An 18,926-nucleotide genomic window follows, 5' to 3' on the forward strand; every position below is an offset into this window, starting at 1 on the left:
AGGAAATAAAATGGCGAAGCAATTAACCATGCCGAAACTAGGTTTAACTATGAAGTCAGGAAGAATAGTTAAATGGTATAAATCAGAAAATGATCCAGTCAATAAAGGAGACAAGCTTTATTCTGTTGAAACTGATAAATTGACTAATGATATAGAAAGTACTGAATCTGGAGTATTGCTTAAAATAATAGCTGATGTTGGTGATACAGTTCCATGTTTGGAGCCTGTGTGTATTATAGGGGAAGTGAATGAAGATATTAGTCAGCTATTGACAATAGAAGAAAATGAAAAAATAGAAGTAAAAGATGAAAAAACAGAAACAAAAACATTAGAAGTCAAGGATACAAAGAAAGATGCTGGAGGAAGAATAAAGATATCTCCTGCAGCAAAGAAATTGGCTATTGAGAATGATGTAGATTTCTCAAAAGTTATGGGGGCAGGTCCCAATGGAAGGATTATACTAGATGATATAGAAAAATTTATAGAAAATCGAAATAAGATAAAGATAACACCAGCAGCACAAAAGATGGCTGAAAAATATAGTATAGATCCATCAGAAATAAATAAGGATGATAGAATTAGAAAAGAAGATATATTGAAGTTTAGGATGGAAAAGAATTTAATAGATTCAGCAAATCCTATAGAAGAAAGAGCTTCTATGACAGGTATGAGAAAGATAATAGCTGAAAGAATGTCTGACAGTTGGAATATATCACCAGCAGTTACCTTTGATATTAGAGTTGATATTACTAAATTGAAAGAAATTCGAGAACAGCTTAAGAAGACGGTAAATATCACATATACAGATTTAATTGTAAGGATAGTTTCTAAAGTTTTATTAGATTTTCCATTGTTAAATAGTACAGTTGATGGAGAGGAAATCATATTAAGAAACTATGTAAACATGGGAGTAGCAGTAGCCTTAGAGGAAGGATTATTAGTTCCTGTAGTGAAGTATTCAAATATAAAGGGTTTAGAGCAAATATCAGCAGAGATAAAAGAATTATCCTATAAAGCAAAAAATAATCAACTTACAACAGATGAAATAACGGGAGGGACTTTCACCATTTCAAATATCGGAATGTTTGGTGTAGAATCCTTTAGCCCAATTATTAATCAGCCAGAAGTAGGAATTCTGGGGATAAATGCTATAGTTGAAACTCCAGTAGTGGAAAATGGAAATATAGTAATAAGGCCTTTGATGAATCTTTCTCTTACAGCAGATCATAGAGTAGTAGATGGAGCAGTAGCTGCTCAGTTCTTATCTAAGTTAAAAGAATATATAGAAAATCCAGCTTTGCTGTTGCTTTAGAGGTGAAGATATGAAAATAGCAATATTAGGAGGAGGACCCGGAGGATATGTATGTGCCATAAGGGCGGCACAACTGGGGGCCGAAGTAATATTAATCGAAAAAGATAATGTAGGAGGAACCTGTTTAAATACAGGCTGCATACCTACAAAGGCGTTGCTCCATACTACTGAAATTTACAATCATTTAAAGGAAGAAGCCTCAGAATTAGGACTGATATTGGAGAATTTAGGTCTAAAATGGGATGTAGTCCAAAATAGAAAGGAAATGGTAGTACAACAATTGGTTGATGGAGTAAAAGTTCTCTTAGAATCAAATAAGGTTGAGGTAATCAAAGGAGAAGGAAAGTTTATTTCTAAAAATAAAATAGAGGTAATATCAAGTAACAAAGAAAAAAGACTTGTATCCTTTGATAAAGCTGTAATAGCAACAGGTTCCAAGCCTGCTAGAGTACCTATTCCTGGATTAGATTTAGATGGAGTACTGACAAGCACAGAAGCCTTGTCTCTAGATAAAATACCTAAAAGCATATGCATAATTGGAGGCGGAGTTATAGGTGTTGAGTTTGCAAATATTTACTCAAATGCAGGAACAAAGGTTACAATAGTAGAAATGCTTCCTGAAATAGTTGCAAATATGGATGAAGAAATAGTGGCCTGTCTAAAAGAACAATTAATTGAATCAGGAATAGATATTTATACAAGTACAAGAGTAAGGGAAATAAAAATGGAATCTGATGGATTAAAAGTATTGATGGAAAATAGCGAAGGAGAAAAATTCATAAGTGCAGAGAAAATCTTATTATCAATCGGGAGAAAACCAGCTATAGAAGGGTTAGGTTTAGAAGATTTAGGAATAGAAACAGAAAAAGGATGTATAAAGGTAGATAAATCTATGAGAACTAATATTGATAATATCTATGCAATAGGTGATTGCACAGGAGGAGCATTATTAGCTCATGTAGCTTCAAGTCATGGAATAGCCGTTGCAGAAAATATAATGGGGAATTTTGAAGCTATAGATTATAAGACAACGCCTTATTGCATATATACAAAGCCTGAATTAGCAGGAGTAGGGTTGACAGAAAAACAGGCTATCTTAAAGGGATATAATGTGAAAACTGGAAGATTTCCTTTATATGCTAATGGAAAGTCTATAATAAACGGTATGGTCAATGGATTAGTGAAATTTGTAATAGATGGAGATACAGATGAGATGCTAGGTCTTCATATAGCAGGAACAAATGCAACAGAGTTAATAGGAATAGGTGCATTGGCAATTAGATTGGAGAGTACAATAGAAGAAATTATAACAACAATTCATGCACATCCTACAATAGGTGAGAGTATACATGAAGCTGCTGAATCAGTATATGGAAAAGCTATACATTTGCCAAAAGTATAGAAGGAATTGAAAATACTTTAAATTTAATTGTTGCAAATTTACTTTGCATCTGATATACTTTCTTGAAATACAAAAATAAATTCGAAGACAAAGAAGAGTAGTTAATTCTTATCTTTCACAGAGAGCTAAAGATTGGTGGGACTTTGGCAAAGAGGGATTTAATGAATGGACTTTGTAGAAGCTGGTGGAAATCTATGGAGAGTACCCCGTGCCGGAAGCCTACCGTTAACTAAGGACAGGATATGTTAGTATCCCATTAAGAGAGATGCATTTTTGCATAATTTAGGTGGCACCGCGAATTCAACCTTCGTCCTATTGAGGATGGAGGTTTTTTTGTATTTAATTTTAATCTAGGAGGAAGAAAGATGAAAAGAGAAAATGGATTATTTGGAGAATTTGGCGGAGCCTATGTACCAGAAGAATTGAAAGCAGTATTAGATGAATTGGAAAGAGAATTCTATAATGCCATGGAAGATAAAGAGTTTTTGAAGGAACTAGACTATTATTTAAAAGAATATGTAGGTAGAGAAAATCCGCTATACTTTGCAGAAAGACTAACAGAAGAAATGGAAGGAGCTAAGATTTATCTGAAAAGGGAAGATCTAAATCATACTGGAGCTCACAAGATTAACAATGCCATAGGACAAGGACTACTTGCTAAAAGAATGGGTAAAAAGAGAGTAATAGCAGAAACAGGGGCAGGACAGCATGGAGTTGCTACAGCTACAGTATGTGCTTTACTTGGACTGGATTGTACAATTTATATGGGAGCGGAAGATACTAAAAGGCAAGAGTTAAATGTTTTCAGAATGGAAATGTTAGGAGCAAAGGTAGTGGCAGTAGAGGAAGGAAATAAAACATTAAAAGAAGCAGTAGATAGAGCATTAAATGACTATGTAGAGAATAAGGATAATACTTTCTATCTTCTTGGTTCGGCTGTAGGACCTCATCCATTCCCGATGATAGTGAGGACATTCCAATCCGTAATAGGAAGAGAAGCAAGAAAGCAGATATTAGAGAAGGAAGGAAAATTACCTGATTATGTAGTAGCCTGTGTTGGAGGAGGCAGCAATGCTATAGGATTATTTGCACCTTTTTATGATGATAAGGAAGTAAAGATGATAGGGGTAGAACCAGCTGGAAAAGGAATTGACACGAAAGAACATGCAGCTAGTATATGTAGAGGCAATGTTGGCTTAATACATGGTTTCAAATGTTATTTACTAGATCATAGCACCCATTCCATTGCCGCAGGATTAGACTATCCTGGGGTAGGACCAGAGCATAGCCATTATAATAATATTAAAAGAGCAGAATATAAATCTGTGACAGACAAGGAGGCCTTAGATGCATTCTTTAAGCTATCAAAGGCGGAGGGAATAATTCCAGCCTTAGAAAGCTCCCATGCTGTAGCCTATGGAATGAAATTAGCTAAGTCTTTAGGCAAGGATAAGATTATAATAGTAAACCTTTCTGGTAGAGGGGATAAAGATGTAGCACAAGTAAGAGATATGATAAAATGATAACCATATTGAAGAAATATGTATAAATATAGTAGAATAAAATTAGTGAGTTAACTTAAATATAATCCATTGCTTATGAGGGGTGAGTTTATTGAATAGTAAAAAGATAAAATTTTTAGTTAAAGAAAATAAAGTAGGTATGGCTCATAAAATATTAGCCGCCTTGGCTTCGAAGGAAATGAATATTATTACTATGGAGATAAACCCGCCTTATATTTCTGTTAAAGTTGAATGGGAAGGTATAGAGTGGAATGAGTTTAAGAAATGGATAAAAAATGAGGTTAAGGAAATTCTGGATATAACAGAGTTAGATATGATGGACTCGGAAAAAGTAGCAAAGGAACTTCAGATAATAATAAATAGTATGACGGATGGTATTATTGCAGTAAACAAACAAGGAAATATTGAATATTACAATTCCAAGGCTAGTAAATTATTTAATATTGAACCTGAGGATAAGGATACTAATATAAATCTCATAATACCAAAAGAAATATATAATCCAAATATAGATATAGATGATAAGGCTAATATTGAAGTAAGTACAATGATTAGAAATAAAAAGGTAAATCTTATACTAAATATTAAACTTATAAAAAATAATCTAGGTATTAAAATGGGGGCTCTCCTGATTTTTAAAGAAATGGATGATGTTAGAAGACTGATCCAAACTATTTCAAGGCCTTCTATGATAAGTTTTGAAGATATAATTGGGGAATCAGAGAGTATAAAGAATACCATTTCATTAGCTAAGTCAGTTTCTAAGTCAGAGGCCAATATTATGATTTTAGGGGAGTCTGGAACAGGGAAAGAGTTATTTGCTAGAGCAATTCATTTAAATAGCAGAAGAGGAAATGGTCCTTTTGTCGCAGTTAATTGCTCTGCTGTACCAGATGCACTTTTAGAATCAGAATTTTTTGGATATGAAAAAGGTGCTTTTACAGGTGCAAATACAGGAAAGCAAGGACTTTTTGAATTGGCTACAGGAGGAAGTATATTTTTAGATGAAATAGGAGAATTGCCTATCCATTTACAGGCAAAAATATTGAGAGCGATACAGGAAAAACAAATACGGAGAATAGGTGGGGGCAAGGAGATACAAATTGATGTAAGAATAATCTCTGCAACTCACAGAAATTTATCTGTTATGGTAAATGAAAAGACATTTAGGGAGGATCTATATTATAGATTAAATGTTATACCTGTTAATATACCTCCACTGAGGGAAAGAAAAGAAGATATATCAATACTTGCAAAATATTTTATAAATCACTTGGGAGAAAGTGCAGACAAACCAAACTTAAAAATAACTCAAGAGGCATTGAAAATATTGCAGGAATATCTTTGGCCTGGTAATGTGAGAGAGTTACAAAATGTTATAGAAAGAGCTGTGATATTTGCAGAGGATTCAATAGATGTTAAACATTTATTGATTGTAAATAAATTAGATTCTAATGAAACAGAGAAAATAATTTATAATGAAGAGAATATTGAATTTCCTGTGAATCTACCAGAAATAATTAAGGCTGTTGAATATGAACATATTATAAAAGCAAGAAAACAATTTAATTCATCAAGGGAAATTGCAAAGGCTTTAAACATATCCCATACGACTGTTATTAAACGTATTAAGGAATACGAAGATTGTAAATAATATTTACAAGACTGTAAAATATAATTCCGGCTGTAAATATTATTTACAGTTGGAATTATATTTAGCTTCTCAAACTGACAGTATTATAACTATTCCCCATATTTTAAATTTGGCATAAAATTTGCAAATAGTTATATCTATAGAATGTATCAAAAAATAAGGGGGAATAGTATATGGATATGAAATACATGCCGGAACCATATAAGGTAAAAATGGTAGAACCACTAAGAATTTTACCGAAAGAGGAAAGAATAGAAGCTATTAAAAGAGCAGGCTACAATACTTTCTTACTTAACTCAAGGGATGTATATATTGACCTATTAACAGACAGTGGAACAAATGCCATGAGTGATAGACAATGGGCAGGACTTATGATGGGCGATGAGGCTTATGCAGGCAGCGAAAATTTCTATCATTTACAGAAAACCGTACAGGATATAATGGGATTCAAATATGTTGTTCCAACTCATCAGGGCAGAGGTGCGGAAAACCTATTATCACAGATATTAGTTAAACCAAATACTTATATTCCGGGTAATATGTACTTTACAACTACTAGAGCTCACCAAGAAATGAATGGCGGCACTTTTGTAGATGTTATAATTGACGAAGCTCATATCTCAGATAAAGAGGATGTACTTTTCAAGGGAAATATAGATATTAAAAAATATGAGGATTTAATTAATAAGGTTGGAGCTGAAAATATTCCTTATATCTGCGTTGGTGTAACTGTTAATTTAGCTGGTGGGCAGCCAGTTAGCATGCAAAATTTAAGAGAAGTTCATGCACTGTCTAAAAAACATGGAATTAGAGTAATGTTTGACTGTACTAGATATGTAGAAAATGCATATTTCATTAAAGTGAGAGAGGAAGGATATGCAGACAAATCTATTGCAGAAATCGTTAAAGAAATGTTCTCCTATGCTGATGGAGCTACTATGTCAGGTAAAAAAGACGGTATTGTAAATATGGGCGGATTCTTAGCTATGAATGAAGAAGACCTATATTTTAAAGCAACATCATTAGTAGTAGTATATGAAGGAATGCCAAGTTATGGTGGTATGTCAGGAAGAGATATGGAGGCTTTTGCAATCGGACTAAAGGAAGCCTTAGACTTTAACTATATCAAGCATAGAGTTAGTCAGGTTGAATATTTAGGTAATAAGCTAATCGAAGCTGGCGTGCCAATAGTTAGACCAATAGGCGGTCACGCAGTATTTCTAGATGCCAGAGCATTCTTACCGCATATTCCACAATCTGAATATCCAGCTCAAGTTTTAGCGGCTGAAATCTTTATTGAATCAGGTGTCAGAACAATGGAAAGAGGAAATATTTCTGCCGGCAGGAATAAGGAAGGAAATGAATACTTCCCTAAATTAGAGCTAGTAAGATTAACAATACCAAGAAGAGTTTACAGCTATGCACATTTAGATTATGTTGCAGAAGCGATTATTGCAACATATAAGAGAAGAGATGAAATAAGAGGCTTGAAATTCACTTATGAGCCACCAGTATTGAGATTCTTCACAGGAAGATTTGAGCATATTTAATATAGGATAGAAAATTTGGACTAGGGAGTTTGTTGTAGGCTCTCTAGTTTTTTATTTAATATAATCTATAGACTATATTAAATGAGTTAGGGTAATATCTAAATTGTATAGAAGACAATTTAGAATACGATATACTTGCAAGGAAAAAGAGTCCAATTGATAATCAAGCTAATAAAAAGTTAAAACAGTAAAAGTTTTTGTAGATGTAAATCCAAATTTTCAAAGTCCTTTAGGCAGCTAATTCTTAAAGCTAGATTAGAGAAGATAAGGATATAGAACAAGTGAGAAATATGATAAAATGAAGAGAGCAACCTCCCTTGTTAGTTAAATGTACTAATGAGAGGGGTTAGTTTTGTTTATAAAAATTAAATCTATGATTATAAGGTATTAAATTAATAAAAAATGGGTAGAAAATATTTAGAGTAAAGTAGATTTGAGGTAGTGAACAGTTTTAAATTTTACATATTAATTAAAATATATAAATTAATTATATAAGCGAGGTAGAAAGTTAGATGGTTAAATATATTATATAATTAGATATAAGAATGTCGTCGACCTCCAATGATGTAAAAATAGTAGAGGATCGACGATAACTTAAATTGGTATATAGCAATATTATATAGCCTTCATTGAAAATACAGACTGTTTTTGCTATAATAAAAGATAAGTATTTATGTGTAGTTTACGGGTACTTAGATTACCTATGAGGTATTGAAACTATAATTCTTCAACTACCATTGCATATTTTAATTCAGTACTTAGATTACTTATGAGGCATTTAAACCAGGACCACTAGTACCTAGATTGCTATAAGAACTTAAAATGGAGAAATTATAAAAATTTAGGAGTGGAAATACTTGAGAAACTATCAGAAGGTAATATAAAGTCTATGTAAAGAACAAGTTATTACCAGTGTTGAGGTTATATTTTATATGAATGCATTTCTCGAGACCTTAATAGAGAGATCACTCTCAAATTGTAATGAAGAGTACTCTATCAAAGATCAGTTTAGCTTTCACGATATGTTTATTTATACTCCTACATACAATCCAATGGAAAGGTGCTCATTAGTACCAAAGTTAGACTTTGCTCTTGTGAAAAATGACAAGTATTATTTTGCAACCTGTCAATCTTGAAAGAGTAGTGATATTCATTGATATAGATATAGAGCATCTAAACAATTATGTTAATAATATAATTAATTAGAGAAGAAATTAAAAAATAGGAAGAATATTAAGGTAATTTTCTATACCCTTTAAAACTAAAAAGATGGTGTTAAGGAGATGGATGCGACATCAACTTATTAATTATGAGTCTAAATTAAAACTTATACATTATAATAAAATCATAATCATAACCTATATATAATATTAAAGCCAAATCTAAAGTAGCTAATGAATACATAAATTCAATAGCTACTTTTATTTTTCTATATAAATTTGAGATGATTAGTAGCAAAAAATACATATAACTGGATTGTTGAAAAAGAAACAATCTTATTGTATATTAATTATAGTCTAAAATATATCAAAGATTATTTTAAGGTAAGGGGAAAATATGGATTTCAATCAATTAAGGTACATAGTGGAAATAGTTGAGACAGGCAGTATATCAAAAGCCGCAAGTAACCTATTTATATCTCAGCCTAACTTAAGCAATCAAATAACAAACTTAGAGAATGAAATAGGTAAAAACATTTTCTATAGGAATAATAGAGGGGTAACTTTGACTTCTTATGGTGTGGAAGTATATCACTATGCCAAATCAATAGTAAAGCAATTTGAAATTATAGAGGATAAACTCTTAACGAAATCAAATGAGAATAAGATAAAGATTGCTTCTTTTGGATCAGAAGTTATCAACTTTCAATTTTTCGAAGTTTGTAGAAGATATAATAATGAAAACTACGAATTTGAACTTTGTGAATCTGGAGTTGAAGAATCTATAGAAAAGGTAATTCAAAGGGATTGCGATATAGGGATTATAATTTATAGTGAATTTCAAAGAAAAAAATTATTACAGTATTTAGCGGCAGAGGAATTAGAATTGCAAGATCTTTTTGTTGGAGAAATGAAAGTTCATATGAGTAAAAATCATGAGAAAAGCAAAATGGCAATCTTAAATAAAGATGATTTGCAAGGACTTTTCCATGTGAAAAAAACCTATCTATTTAAAGGAATGTTTAGCCTAAATTATGAAATGGAGTATTTAGGTATCCCCGATACGAATAAGACTATTTTAGCTAATGGCAATAAAACATACAATGATGCATTGCATAATTTACCATCCTTTGCTGTTGAAATAGATTGGAAATGTAAGAAAAAAATTCACAGCGATTTGGCAAGGATTCCTTATGAAGGGAAACGATTAGATATAACTTGTGCAATGGTAAAAAGGAAAAATGAAATATTAAAAGAAGAACTACTTTTTTTCATCAATAAACTAATAGAGTCATATAGTTGATTAATTTTGATACTGGAATATTTTAATGGCCAAATTAAGATTGGCTATTTCAATATAATAAAATAAACTTACATAGGAGGAACATATGAAGAAAAGAATATTAATGGCAGCTATGATATTTTCTTTAATTATCACTATGGCAGGATGTGGAAAAACTCAAGCTCCAATAGTGAATAAAGAGAGTGTACAAAATGGGAAGAGTATAGACGTAGAAACATCTGCAACTGTCGATGGAACAACATCAGCATCAGTTGTACCAGAAGATTTAGTTGAGGAATATAAGCCAAAAGGTTTTACGGATGGAGATGCAAAGAAAGCATTATTTGTAGTAGGTGATCCAAGAAAATATAGTGTAAATTATGACCTAGTTAACACAGCCATGAAACATTTTGAGGAAAAAGGTGTAGAAGTTGAACTAAGAGATTTATATGATATGAAATTTAATCCAGTGCTTTCACTAGAAAATTTCTATTATGCTAAGGATGGTTTTGGTGAACCAACTCCAGAAATAAAAAAAGAACAAGAATATGTAACACAAGCAGATTATATTATATTCTGTTACCCAAATTGGCATGATACTCCAACATCAATAGTTAAAGGATATATGGAAACTGTATTTGCTAAACAATTTGCATACCAAGATACAGATAAGGGACTAGAAGGAATGTTAAAAGAAAAAAGCATTTATACCATAATGAATGCAGGATTCCTAGGCGGTGGTAGAGGTTATATAGGAGATGGAGTAGGAATAAACGATGAAGCTTGGGATGAATATATGAATGCTTTTAGAGTTATGGATGATGATACAGCTGGATTCTGGGGTGTTGAAAATAAAGGAAGATTCGTAAACGATAGAACACCAAAAAATGACTCTGAAAACTACAAAGAAGAATTAACAAAATTAAGAGAAGATTTAATTAAAAAATTAGATAAGGATTTCTTTAACTAAGATTACATGGCTCCTAGAAATAGGAGTCTTTTTAATCTCTGGATTATTTATGATAAATTATTTCACTATTTTTTACTTAGTATTTAATTAGATATAGTAGATATATTTAATTAATAAAAGTTATGCTAATATTAATGACTGTAATAGCTTAAGGATATGGAATCCTTAAATATAAAAATAGATGATCTTCTCTATAAATCTAGAAAAGAACATCTATAGTTATTTAACTTGGATTAAAACTATCTTTATCTGTAATTTGTTTTTCTGCCCTCATAACTAAATCTCTAGCCATGGCCCCATCTGCCTTCTCAGCATCAGTTAAATTGGCATCTAATTCATTTGCTATCTCCAATTTCATTTGGTCTAAAGCCTTCATGGCATTTTGATCTATTGATTTTTTAGTCAAGAAAATCACCTCTGATTACATTATTTGGTCTTATTTTGCATATTAAATGCATATTTCATACTAGGAAAATTAATGAAAATAGTTGTAAGTGAACTAGGAATTAAACATATATTGATAAAATTTATCCCTTATGATACTCTAAATTAAGGATTGGTCTTTATGACAATATGCTAAGTATTTGTGAAAACATAATCACAAAGTACATAATTTAGAGTATGTATTTTATGATTATGTTTTTTATAACGAATAGGAAAACTCTACTTTTATTATATAATATAAGGATGGTGAAAAATATGATTAAAGAAATCCTTTCAAGTGAATATCATATTGTAAAAAAGTTTGTGGAAAAGGATATTGCAAGAAATTATTTTATACTTTTAGGACTGTCAAGTAAAAAGCAAGTATATGATAAAATGTATGGAGAATATAGAGACGATGAACTTATAGCTGTGTTATTTAGAAGAAATAGCGGAGTCTTACAATTCTTTTCTTCACAAGAATTTGATTTAGATGGTTTTGCTGATATAATCTCTACTTTGAAATATGATTCATTAATAGGTCCAAAATCATATTGTGGGAAATTTTTAGATAAAGGGGTATTTACATCTATAAAGGAGGGAGCCTATATATCTAAGTTGAATAGGGACCATAAAATGGAACCTTATGAAATCCAGCATAAAATAAGAGATATAACAGTAGATGATCTAGATAAAATAGTGGAATTATATAAAGAGGTTTTCCAAAGCTTTAGTTCAAAAGAAGTAATGGAGGAAAAATTAAATAGCAATCGCGGTCGTGGTGTTTGTATTGAAGAAGATGGAAAAATAATTTCTGTAGCTCAGACTGATTTTGAAACAGAGGATGCAGCTATTATTGTAGGAGTGGCAACTAATAATAACTACAGATGCAAAGGATTAGCGACAGAATGTATGCAATTATTATGTAGCACTTTACTTAAAGAAGGGAAAGATTTGTATCTTCAATATGAGAATTTAGAAGCCGGAAAAATATATGAAAGAATAGGATTTAGAGAAATAGATCAAGTAATTCATTGCAGAAAATAAAGAAATGAGGGAAGCAGAATGAGAAATATTAAAAGAATTTTTGTAGTAATATTGGCAATATATATGATTTTTTCATTGGCAGGCTGCGAATATATTATGGAATCTGAATCTAAGGCCGTCACAAATGAGAATCTAGAAGTTCATTTTATTGATGTAGGGCAAGCAGATTCTATTTTAATAAAAAAAGGAAATGAATCAATGTTAATTGATGCAGGGAATAATGCAGATGGTGATTTAGTTGTAAACTATCTTCAGAATCAAAATATAAATAAGCTAAAATATGTAATAGGAACTCATCCGCATGAAGACCATATTGGCGGTTTAGATGATGTAATTGATAACTTTGAAATTGAAAAGGTAATTATGCCGAATGCAATCGCTACAACTAAGACCTTTGAAGATGTACTCGATAGTATAAGTAAAAAGAATTTGTCTATTACAAAGCCTAAAGTAGGAAATAGTTATGATTTAAATGGTGCAGAGTTTATTATTCTTGCACCAAATGGAGAAAATTATGGTAGCTTAAATGATTACTCTGTTGTTGTAAAACTTATAAATGGAAATAATTCATTTTTATTCACAGGAGATGCTGAGGAATTATCAGAGAAAGAAATTCTGACAAATAATAAAAGATTGTTGAAATCAGATGTATTAAAGGTAGGTCATCATGGAAGTGTAACATCGACATCTCAAGATTTTTTAGATGCTGTTAATCCAAGTGCTGCTGTTATTTCTTCAGAAACGGGTAATAGCTATGGTCATCCCCACAAAGAGATATTGGAAAGATTGACTAAAAAAGGAGTAGATATATATAGAACGGATTCACAAGGAACAATAATAATGAAAAGTGATGGTAAGACTATAAACTTCAATGATAAAGAACTTTTTACCTATGATACTTCACCTAAGCCTCAAGTGATAATTAGTGAACTTGATAAGGTAGGAGAAATTGTAACTATAAAGAATGATTCATCAATAGATATTAATTTAGAGGGATGGAGACTATTATCTGTTACAGGTAATCAGGAATATATATTCCCAGATTATGTCCTAAAGGGAAATGCTACGGTTACCATAACTAGCGGAGAAAGACAAGGTGATTTTATCTGGGGCAGTGAAAATATCTGGAATAACTCAAAGAGTGATCCAGCTGTTCTTTATGATAAAAAGGGTAATGAAGTATTTAGATTTGATGATTAGGGGTGATAAGGATGAAAATTACTATTGATAGATTCGAAGAGGAATTTGCCATAGTAGAATTAGAAAACGGAGAGATAATAGAAATCCCAAAGGTCATACTCCCCATAGAGGCTAAGGAAGGGGATGTTGTATCTATTACTGTGGAGAAAATTGAAACTGAGGAGAGGAAGAAAAAGATACAGAATAAGTTTGATAGATTGTTTTGTAGTGAATGAATAGTTTGAGAAATTATTTTATATACTTCCAGAGTACATAATTTAGGCAATGTACTTTGGAAGTATATTTTTATTAAGATTAATAAAACTGATAATTGACAGCCTGAGAATTAAATAGCTTATAATATAGACTATCTGTTTTTGCATTAAATTTTCATGATTATGATAATCAGAAACCGTTATTAAAAGTTTTTAGCTATTTCTTGTGCATCTTTAATTGTCTTTTCTAAAATGTGATCCACATCATTACCCATGACATCTAACCCATCAGCAGCTATTGTAGTGAAGTCTGTAATGCCGAAAAATCCAAATATTGTTCTTAAGTATCTATCACCCATTTCATATGCTGAAAACGGTTCTACAGAATAATTTCCACCTCTTGCAGAAATATTAATTGCCCTTTTTCCTGTACATAGTCCGACAGGACCCTCTTCCGTATATTTAAAAGTAATTCCAGTAACACATACATAATCCATATAGGCCTTCAAAATTGCAGGGATACTTAAATTCCACATTGGTTCTGCGATTACATATTTATCTACTTCAGCAAATTGATATGCATATTTTAGAATTCTATGATATCTGTTTTCATTTGTTTTAGGTCCAAAGATAGTATCTATATCATCTATTGATAAAAAGTCTATACCTTCATTATATAAGTCAAGTGTTATGACTGTATCATTAGGATGACTTTCCTTATAGGCTTCAATAAAACTATCAGAAATCTTAAATGTTCTTGACTTGCCTTCTGGCTTTGCATTTGCTTTTATATATAATAACTTACTCATATGTTTTTCCTCCAGATGTTTACCTAGTATTTACTTTTAGTTTATATAGTTAAAAAATATTAATACTAGGTAATTAAATGAAAGAATGTAAATTGAATATAGAAATATAGAAAACTTAGAGAGATGGATAGAAGATTTCAATAAAGGGTATAAGGTTATTAATAGTTAGCATAAATTTTGAGTGGAATAGAGAAAATAAATTAGGAGGAATAATATGATCAGAAATCAAATACTTAAAATTGAAAAATTAGATTTTATGTGGGGAACTGAAAATCCGTTTTTATTTTGTGCTCATCATAAAGATGCTTATCCTAAGGGAAATGATGAGCTGGGACCACCTAATTCTGATTTGTTAGGGAGAAATATTGGAAATGATTTCCAAATCAAAGATGGCTGGAGGATGTATCATGGTAAAAAGATACCTGGGTTTCCCAATCATCCCCATAGAGGTTTTGAAACCGTAACTATTGTATTGGAAGGCTTTGTAGATCATTCCGATTCACATGGAGCCAGTGGTAGATATGGTGATGGAGATGTGCAGTGGATGACTGCTGGAAGTGGATTGCAGCACGCAGAGATGTTTCCGTTGATTTATAAGGATAGGGATAATCCACTTCATTTATTTCAAGTATGGCTCAACCTTCCTAAAAAAGATAAATTTACAGACCCTCATTATAAAATGCTTTGGGCAGAAGATATTCCTGTGATAGAGGAAGTTGATTCTAATGGAAGAGAAAGTTCAGTAAGGCTTATAGCGGGTAAATATAATGATATAAGAGCATTAGGACCAGCACCAGCATCTTGGGCAAGTGACGAGAATAATAATGTGAACATATGGATAATAAAGATGAAGCCAGACGCAATATTTGAGATACCAGCATCCTCTAGTACCATTACTAGGAACTTATATTACTATGATGGAGAGACTATCAAAATACATGATACAGAAATTGATTCATCTAATAGAATTAAGCTTTTAGGTGATGAAAGAATAGTTATAAGAAATGGAGACAGAGAAAGTCATTTATTTTTGCTTGAAGGAGAACCAATAGATGAACCCGTTGTAATCTATGGACCTTTTGTTATGAACACTATGGAGGAAATAAAAGAAGCTTATGAGGATTATAAGGAAACTGGCTTTGGTGGATGGCCTTGGGATCGTACCGATCCAGTACATTCTAGTGAAGAAATTCGCTTTGCTAAATATTCTGATGGGACTATAGAAAGAAGACTGTAATTAAAATGCTCTTTTCTAGATTTATAGAAAAGAGCATTTTAAATTTAAATAGGGTAAAATGTATCTCTGTCTTCTTCTCCAAACTGTTTTTCACCCATTTTAGCCAAATTCCTAGTCATTCCTCCGGCTGCATTGCCTTTACTGGGGTCATATCCTAATTCATTAGCTATTTCCAATTTCATTTCTGCCAAAGCTTTCATAGCGTTTTCGTTTACTGGTTTTCTAGTCAAAAAAATCACCTCAAATTAAATTATTTATCCTTATTTTTATACTTAAAGTATATTTCATACTATGTAATTTAATGAAAATATAAAACTTTATATCTCTTATTGATAAATTTTAAATATTATCCTTATGATGTTAAATAATATATCCATATCTCATTTTTAGATGTCTCTTTTTTGACAAATGGAATCATCCATAGTACAATGTAATAAACATAAGTTCTAATGTTAATCTATTATAATTAGGTGATAAAATGAATAAGCAAACTGATATGTTCGATATAATAAATATAAATAATAAAAATCCTGATATAAGCATTCCAGAGGGAGTGAAACTAAAGGCAAAAGAGCTTTGGTGTCCTTATTGCTCAAAGCCTGTTATCTTTAAAAAAGATAAGGATTTGGGAGTTCGGAAATGTCCTTATTGCAAAGTAAGTGAAAGAGATTATAATGTAAAGCAAGTAAATAAGAGATGGCTATAATGTCAACCTTTACTTTTTCGAGTAAAGGTTTTTTTGTTGAAAAAATTTATAAAAAGACAGAGTCGAATTATGTCGAAATATGTTAAAATTAACTATAAAAGTAAAAGGAGGATGGGTATATATGTGCTAGAAATATGTGGTATTAGAAACTTTATTAGTAAGTTAACTATCTTATGTTGAATGTCTATTAAAAGGAAGGGGAAAAAAGGTGAAATCCATCAAAATCAAAATGTTAGTAAGCATTTTATCCATTGTATTAATAGTATTTGTATCAGTTATTGGATTTATTACAATCAGTTCCTATAATATGCAAGAAAAAGATTCAATAAACTATGTAACAGCAGAAACAGAAAAATATGTAGAAGTAGCTCAGGATGAAGTAGAAAATGCTTTAATAATAGTCACAACACTATCAAAGGTATTTGAAGGAATGAAACAAAGTGGAAATACAGATAGGGCTGCAATGAACGAGATTATAAAAAATACAATAGAGGATAATCCAAATCTAGTAGGAGTATGGACAGTTTGGGAACCGAATGCTTTAGATGGAAAAGATAGTGAATATATAGATACAGAGGGACATGATAAGACGGGACGATTTATTCCTAACTGGAATCGAGGAAATGGTGCAGTAGCTCTCGAAGCTTGCGACGGCACATATGATAATTCAGATGACAGTGGACTCTGGTATCAGACTTCTAAGAATTCAAAGCAACCAGCAGTATTAGAACCAGTTACCTATAGATTACAGGGTGAAGATGTTATGTTGGTTTCTATTACATCTCCTATTATCTATAATAGTAAAGTAGTTGGTGTAGTAGGAATTGATATTTCATTAGATAGATTACAAGAGGTTATATCTAATGTCACTTTTTATGATAGTGGATATGCTCAATTGATTACGGGAGAGGGATTGATTCTAGGACATAAGGATAAAGAATTGCTTGGTAAAAATGCATTTGAGTTATTAAATGATGAAGAACTTCAGCAAGCTATAGAAAATGGAGAAAAAGCCAATATTGACAGAATATCTCACTCAACAGGACAAGAAGAACACTATGTGGTTGTTCCTATAAATACTGGTGCGACAGGTGCTAAATGGTCATATATATCAGTTATGCCACGTAATGAAATATTTAAAGAATTAAAAGAATCTACAATTATAGCTGTTATTACCAGTATTATAGGAATAATAGTTTTAATAGGATTCATTTTAATAATTACAAAATCCATAACAGGACCAATTGTGCATGTGTCTAAAATCATTGACAGATTATCAAACTTTGATTTAACTTTTGATAAAAATGGTAATGTAACAAAATATTCAAACAGAAAAGACGAAATAGGGCTTATTACCAGGTCTCTGGAAACTATGCAGAAAAATTTTATAGTTTTAATTAAAAGTATTGCTGACACTTCACAGCAAGTAGCATCTTCCTCGGAGGAATTAACTGCTATTACTCAACAATCAGCCTCAGCTTCTGAAGAAGTAGCGAGAACAATTGATGAGATAGCAAGAGCTGCTGGGGAACAGGCAAAAGATACAGAAAGAGGAGCATCAGAAATCAATATATTAGGAGCAGAGATAGAAAAAAATCAAGAGGATTTAATTAATCTAAATAATGCTGCTGATGAAGTGAATAGGCTAAAGGATGAGGGCATTGAGATTATAGAAGAACTTGTTGAAAATACTAAATCTAGTAATGATTCTGCCGCTGAAATATATGAAATAATTGTAAATACCAATGAAAGTGCAGAAAAGATAAAGAATGCTAGCCAAATGATAAGAAGCATAGCTGGACAAACAAATTTATTGGCCCTTAATGCGGCTATAGAAGCAGCAAGAGCAGGAGAAGCAGGAAGGGGTTTTGCAGTTGTTGCAGAAGAAATAAGGAAACTAGCGGAAGAATCTAATACCTTTACTGAAGACATAACAGTAGTAATAGGAGAGCTAACAAATAAAACAGAATATGCAGTTAATACAATGCAAGCAGTCAGTAACATTTTAAAATCTCAAACTGAAAGTGTAGAAATGACTAATAGTAGGTTCCAAGGAATAGCCTCTGCTATTGAAAATGTAAGGGAAGCAATAGAATCTATAGCACAATCAGGAATAGAGATGGAAGATAAGAAAGAGGAGATTGTAGAAATAATACAAAATCTATCAGCTATATCTCAGGAAAATGCGGCTGCAACAGAAGAAGCTTCCGCATCTATGGAAGAACAGACTGCTTCTATAGAAGAAATTTCAAGTGCTAGTGAAGCATTATCAAAATTAGCAGAAGAAATGCAAGAAAGCATTGCTAAGTTTAAATATTAAAGATCACGTAAATAGACATCTAATTTTTAGGTGTCTATTTGTATTTATTTCTTTAAAAAGAAGGAATTTAAGAATTTTTGTAGAATATTATTAATGAGACAAATTTATACCTTTAGTGTATAATTTATAACAACTTA

The 18,926-nt window shown here is 31.5% G+C and carries 16 protein-coding genes and 1 other annotated feature; of the genes, 13 read left to right on the forward strand and 3 right to left on the reverse strand.

Features of this window, described 5'->3' with window-relative positions:
- The first annotated feature begins 10 nt into the window (after positions 1-10).
- From CIW83_RS11315 to CIW83_RS11345, 7 genes are all read left to right on the forward strand, one after another.
- Positions 11-1,312: a dihydrolipoamide acetyltransferase family protein gene (locus CIW83_RS11315; RefSeq protein WP_094901231.1), complete on the forward strand. Its 1,302-nt coding sequence runs from the start codon at positions 11-13 to the stop codon at positions 1,310-1,312.
- Between the two features lie 10 nt (positions 1,313-1,322).
- Positions 1,323-2,714 carry a dihydrolipoyl dehydrogenase gene (lpdA, locus tag CIW83_RS11320; RefSeq protein ID WP_094901233.1) on the forward strand — a complete coding sequence of 464 codons (1,392 nt, stop codon included), beginning with the start codon at positions 1,323-1,325 and terminating at the stop codon, positions 2,712-2,714.
- Between the two features lie 75 nt (positions 2,715-2,789).
- Positions 2,790-3,032, forward strand: a binding site (T-box leader).
- A gap of 47 nt (positions 3,033-3,079) precedes the next feature.
- Complete coding sequence (gene trpB / locus CIW83_RS11325; protein ID WP_094901235.1) at positions 3,080-4,237, forward strand: tryptophan synthase subunit beta; 1,158 nt, start codon at positions 3,080-3,082, stop codon at positions 4,235-4,237.
- Positions 4,238-4,328: 91 nt separating this feature from the next.
- The gene (locus CIW83_RS11330; RefSeq protein ID WP_201259822.1) at positions 4,329-5,891 is read left to right on the forward strand and encodes a sigma-54-dependent Fis family transcriptional regulator; all 1,563 of its coding nucleotides are present in this window, start codon (positions 4,329-4,331) and stop codon (positions 5,889-5,891) included.
- A gap of 173 nt (positions 5,892-6,064) precedes the next feature.
- Positions 6,065-7,441, forward strand: coding sequence for a tyrosine phenol-lyase (locus CIW83_RS11335; protein WP_094901237.1), 1,377 nt, complete (start codon positions 6,065-6,067; stop codon positions 7,439-7,441).
- 1,557 nt (positions 7,442-8,998) lie between these two features.
- The gene (locus CIW83_RS11340; protein ID WP_094901239.1) at positions 8,999-9,904 is read left to right on the forward strand and encodes a LysR family transcriptional regulator; all 906 of its coding nucleotides are present in this window, start codon (positions 8,999-9,001) and stop codon (positions 9,902-9,904) included.
- 85 nt (positions 9,905-9,989) lie between these two features.
- The gene (locus tag CIW83_RS11345) at positions 9,990-10,853 is read left to right on the forward strand and encodes an NAD(P)H-dependent oxidoreductase (protein ID WP_094901241.1); all 864 of its coding nucleotides are present in this window, start codon (positions 9,990-9,992) and stop codon (positions 10,851-10,853) included.
- 223 nt (positions 10,854-11,076) lie between these two features.
- On the opposite strand, the gene CIW83_RS11350 is transcribed toward CIW83_RS11345, so the two are convergent.
- Positions 11,077-11,259 carry a small, acid-soluble spore protein, alpha/beta type gene (locus tag CIW83_RS11350; RefSeq protein WP_094901243.1) on the reverse strand — a complete coding sequence of 61 codons (183 nt, stop codon included), beginning with the start codon at positions 11,257-11,259 and terminating at the stop codon, positions 11,077-11,079.
- 293 nt (positions 11,260-11,552) lie between these two features.
- Here CIW83_RS11350 and CIW83_RS11355 point away from each other — a divergent pair, with 293 nt between their 5' ends.
- Genes CIW83_RS11355 through CIW83_RS11365 form a run of 3 tightly spaced genes read left to right on the forward strand, consistent with a single transcriptional unit; the run spans position 11,553 to position 13,738 of the window.
- Positions 11,553-12,323, forward strand: coding sequence for a GNAT family N-acetyltransferase (locus tag CIW83_RS11355; RefSeq protein WP_158220101.1), 771 nt, complete (start codon positions 11,553-11,555; stop codon positions 12,321-12,323).
- An 18-nt stretch (positions 12,324-12,341) separates the two neighbouring features.
- The gene (locus CIW83_RS11360; protein WP_158220102.1) at positions 12,342-13,523 is read left to right on the forward strand and encodes an MBL fold metallo-hydrolase; all 1,182 of its coding nucleotides are present in this window, start codon (positions 12,342-12,344) and stop codon (positions 13,521-13,523) included.
- 11 nt (positions 13,524-13,534) lie between these two features.
- Positions 13,535-13,738: a DUF3006 domain-containing protein gene (locus tag CIW83_RS11365; protein WP_094901247.1), complete on the forward strand. Its 204-nt coding sequence runs from the start codon at positions 13,535-13,537 to the stop codon at positions 13,736-13,738.
- Positions 13,739-13,920: 182 nt separating this feature from the next.
- On the opposite strand, the gene CIW83_RS11370 is transcribed toward CIW83_RS11365, so the two are convergent.
- Positions 13,921-14,526 (reverse strand): FMN-dependent NADH-azoreductase, encoded by a 606-nt coding sequence (locus CIW83_RS11370; protein WP_094901249.1) that lies wholly within the window; start codon positions 14,524-14,526, stop codon positions 13,921-13,923.
- A 214-nt stretch (positions 14,527-14,740) separates the two neighbouring features.
- Between CIW83_RS11370 and CIW83_RS11375 the strand changes: the two genes are divergently transcribed.
- Entirely contained in the window at positions 14,741-15,763 is a 1,023-nt protein-coding gene (locus tag CIW83_RS11375; protein ID WP_094901251.1) for a pirin family protein, read from the forward strand.
- 44 nt (positions 15,764-15,807) lie between these two features.
- Here the strand turns inward: CIW83_RS11375 and CIW83_RS11380 are convergent, their stop codons facing one another.
- The gene (locus tag CIW83_RS11380) at positions 15,808-15,993 is read right to left on the reverse strand and encodes a small, acid-soluble spore protein, alpha/beta type (RefSeq protein ID WP_094901253.1); all 186 of its coding nucleotides are present in this window, start codon (positions 15,991-15,993) and stop codon (positions 15,808-15,810) included.
- Between the two features lie 248 nt (positions 15,994-16,241).
- Here CIW83_RS11380 and CIW83_RS11385 point away from each other — a divergent pair, with 248 nt between their 5' ends.
- Entirely contained in the window at positions 16,242-16,469 is a 228-nt protein-coding gene (locus CIW83_RS11385) for a hypothetical protein (RefSeq protein WP_094901255.1), read from the forward strand.
- Between the two features lie 208 nt (positions 16,470-16,677).
- A complete protein-coding gene (locus CIW83_RS11390) occupies positions 16,678-18,789 on the forward strand; it encodes a methyl-accepting chemotaxis protein (RefSeq protein ID WP_094901257.1) in 2,112 nt (703 codons plus the stop codon).
- The last annotated feature ends 137 nt before the right edge of the window (positions 18,790-18,926 follow it).

Source organism: Tissierella sp. P1 (assembly GCF_002266425.1).
Lineage (GTDB): Bacteria > Bacillota > Clostridia > Tissierellales > Tissierellaceae > Tissierella > Tissierella carlieri.

Coding starts and splice junctions, on each gene's coding strand:
- CIW83_RS11315 (WP_094901231.1), top strand. CDS start 11: ATGGCGAAGCAATTAACCATGCCGAAACTAGGTTTAACTATGAAGTCA.
- lpdA (WP_094901233.1), top strand. CDS start 1,323: ATGAAAATAGCAATATTAGGAGGAGGACCCGGAGGATATGTATGTGCC.
- trpB (WP_094901235.1), top strand. CDS start 3,080: ATGAAAAGAGAAAATGGATTATTTGGAGAATTTGGCGGAGCCTATGTA.
- CIW83_RS11335 (WP_094901237.1), top strand. CDS start 6,065: ATGGATATGAAATACATGCCGGAACCATATAAGGTAAAAATGGTAGAA.
- CIW83_RS11340 (WP_094901239.1), top strand. CDS start 8,999: ATGGATTTCAATCAATTAAGGTACATAGTGGAAATAGTTGAGACAGGC.
- CIW83_RS11345 (WP_094901241.1), top strand. CDS start 9,990: ATGAAGAAAAGAATATTAATGGCAGCTATGATATTTTCTTTAATTATC.
- CIW83_RS11355 (WP_158220101.1), top strand. CDS start 11,553: ATGATTAAAGAAATCCTTTCAAGTGAATATCATATTGTAAAAAAGTTT.
- CIW83_RS11360 (WP_158220102.1), top strand. CDS start 12,342: ATGAGAAATATTAAAAGAATTTTTGTAGTAATATTGGCAATATATATG.
- CIW83_RS11365 (WP_094901247.1), top strand. CDS start 13,535: ATGAAAATTACTATTGATAGATTCGAAGAGGAATTTGCCATAGTAGAA.
- CIW83_RS11370 (WP_094901249.1), bottom strand. CDS start 14,526: ATGAGTAAGTTATTATATATAAAAGCAAATGCAAAGCCAGAAGGCAAG.
- CIW83_RS11375 (WP_094901251.1), top strand. CDS start 14,741: ATGATCAGAAATCAAATACTTAAAATTGAAAAATTAGATTTTATGTGG.
- CIW83_RS11385 (WP_094901255.1), top strand. CDS start 16,242: ATGAATAAGCAAACTGATATGTTCGATATAATAAATATAAATAATAAA.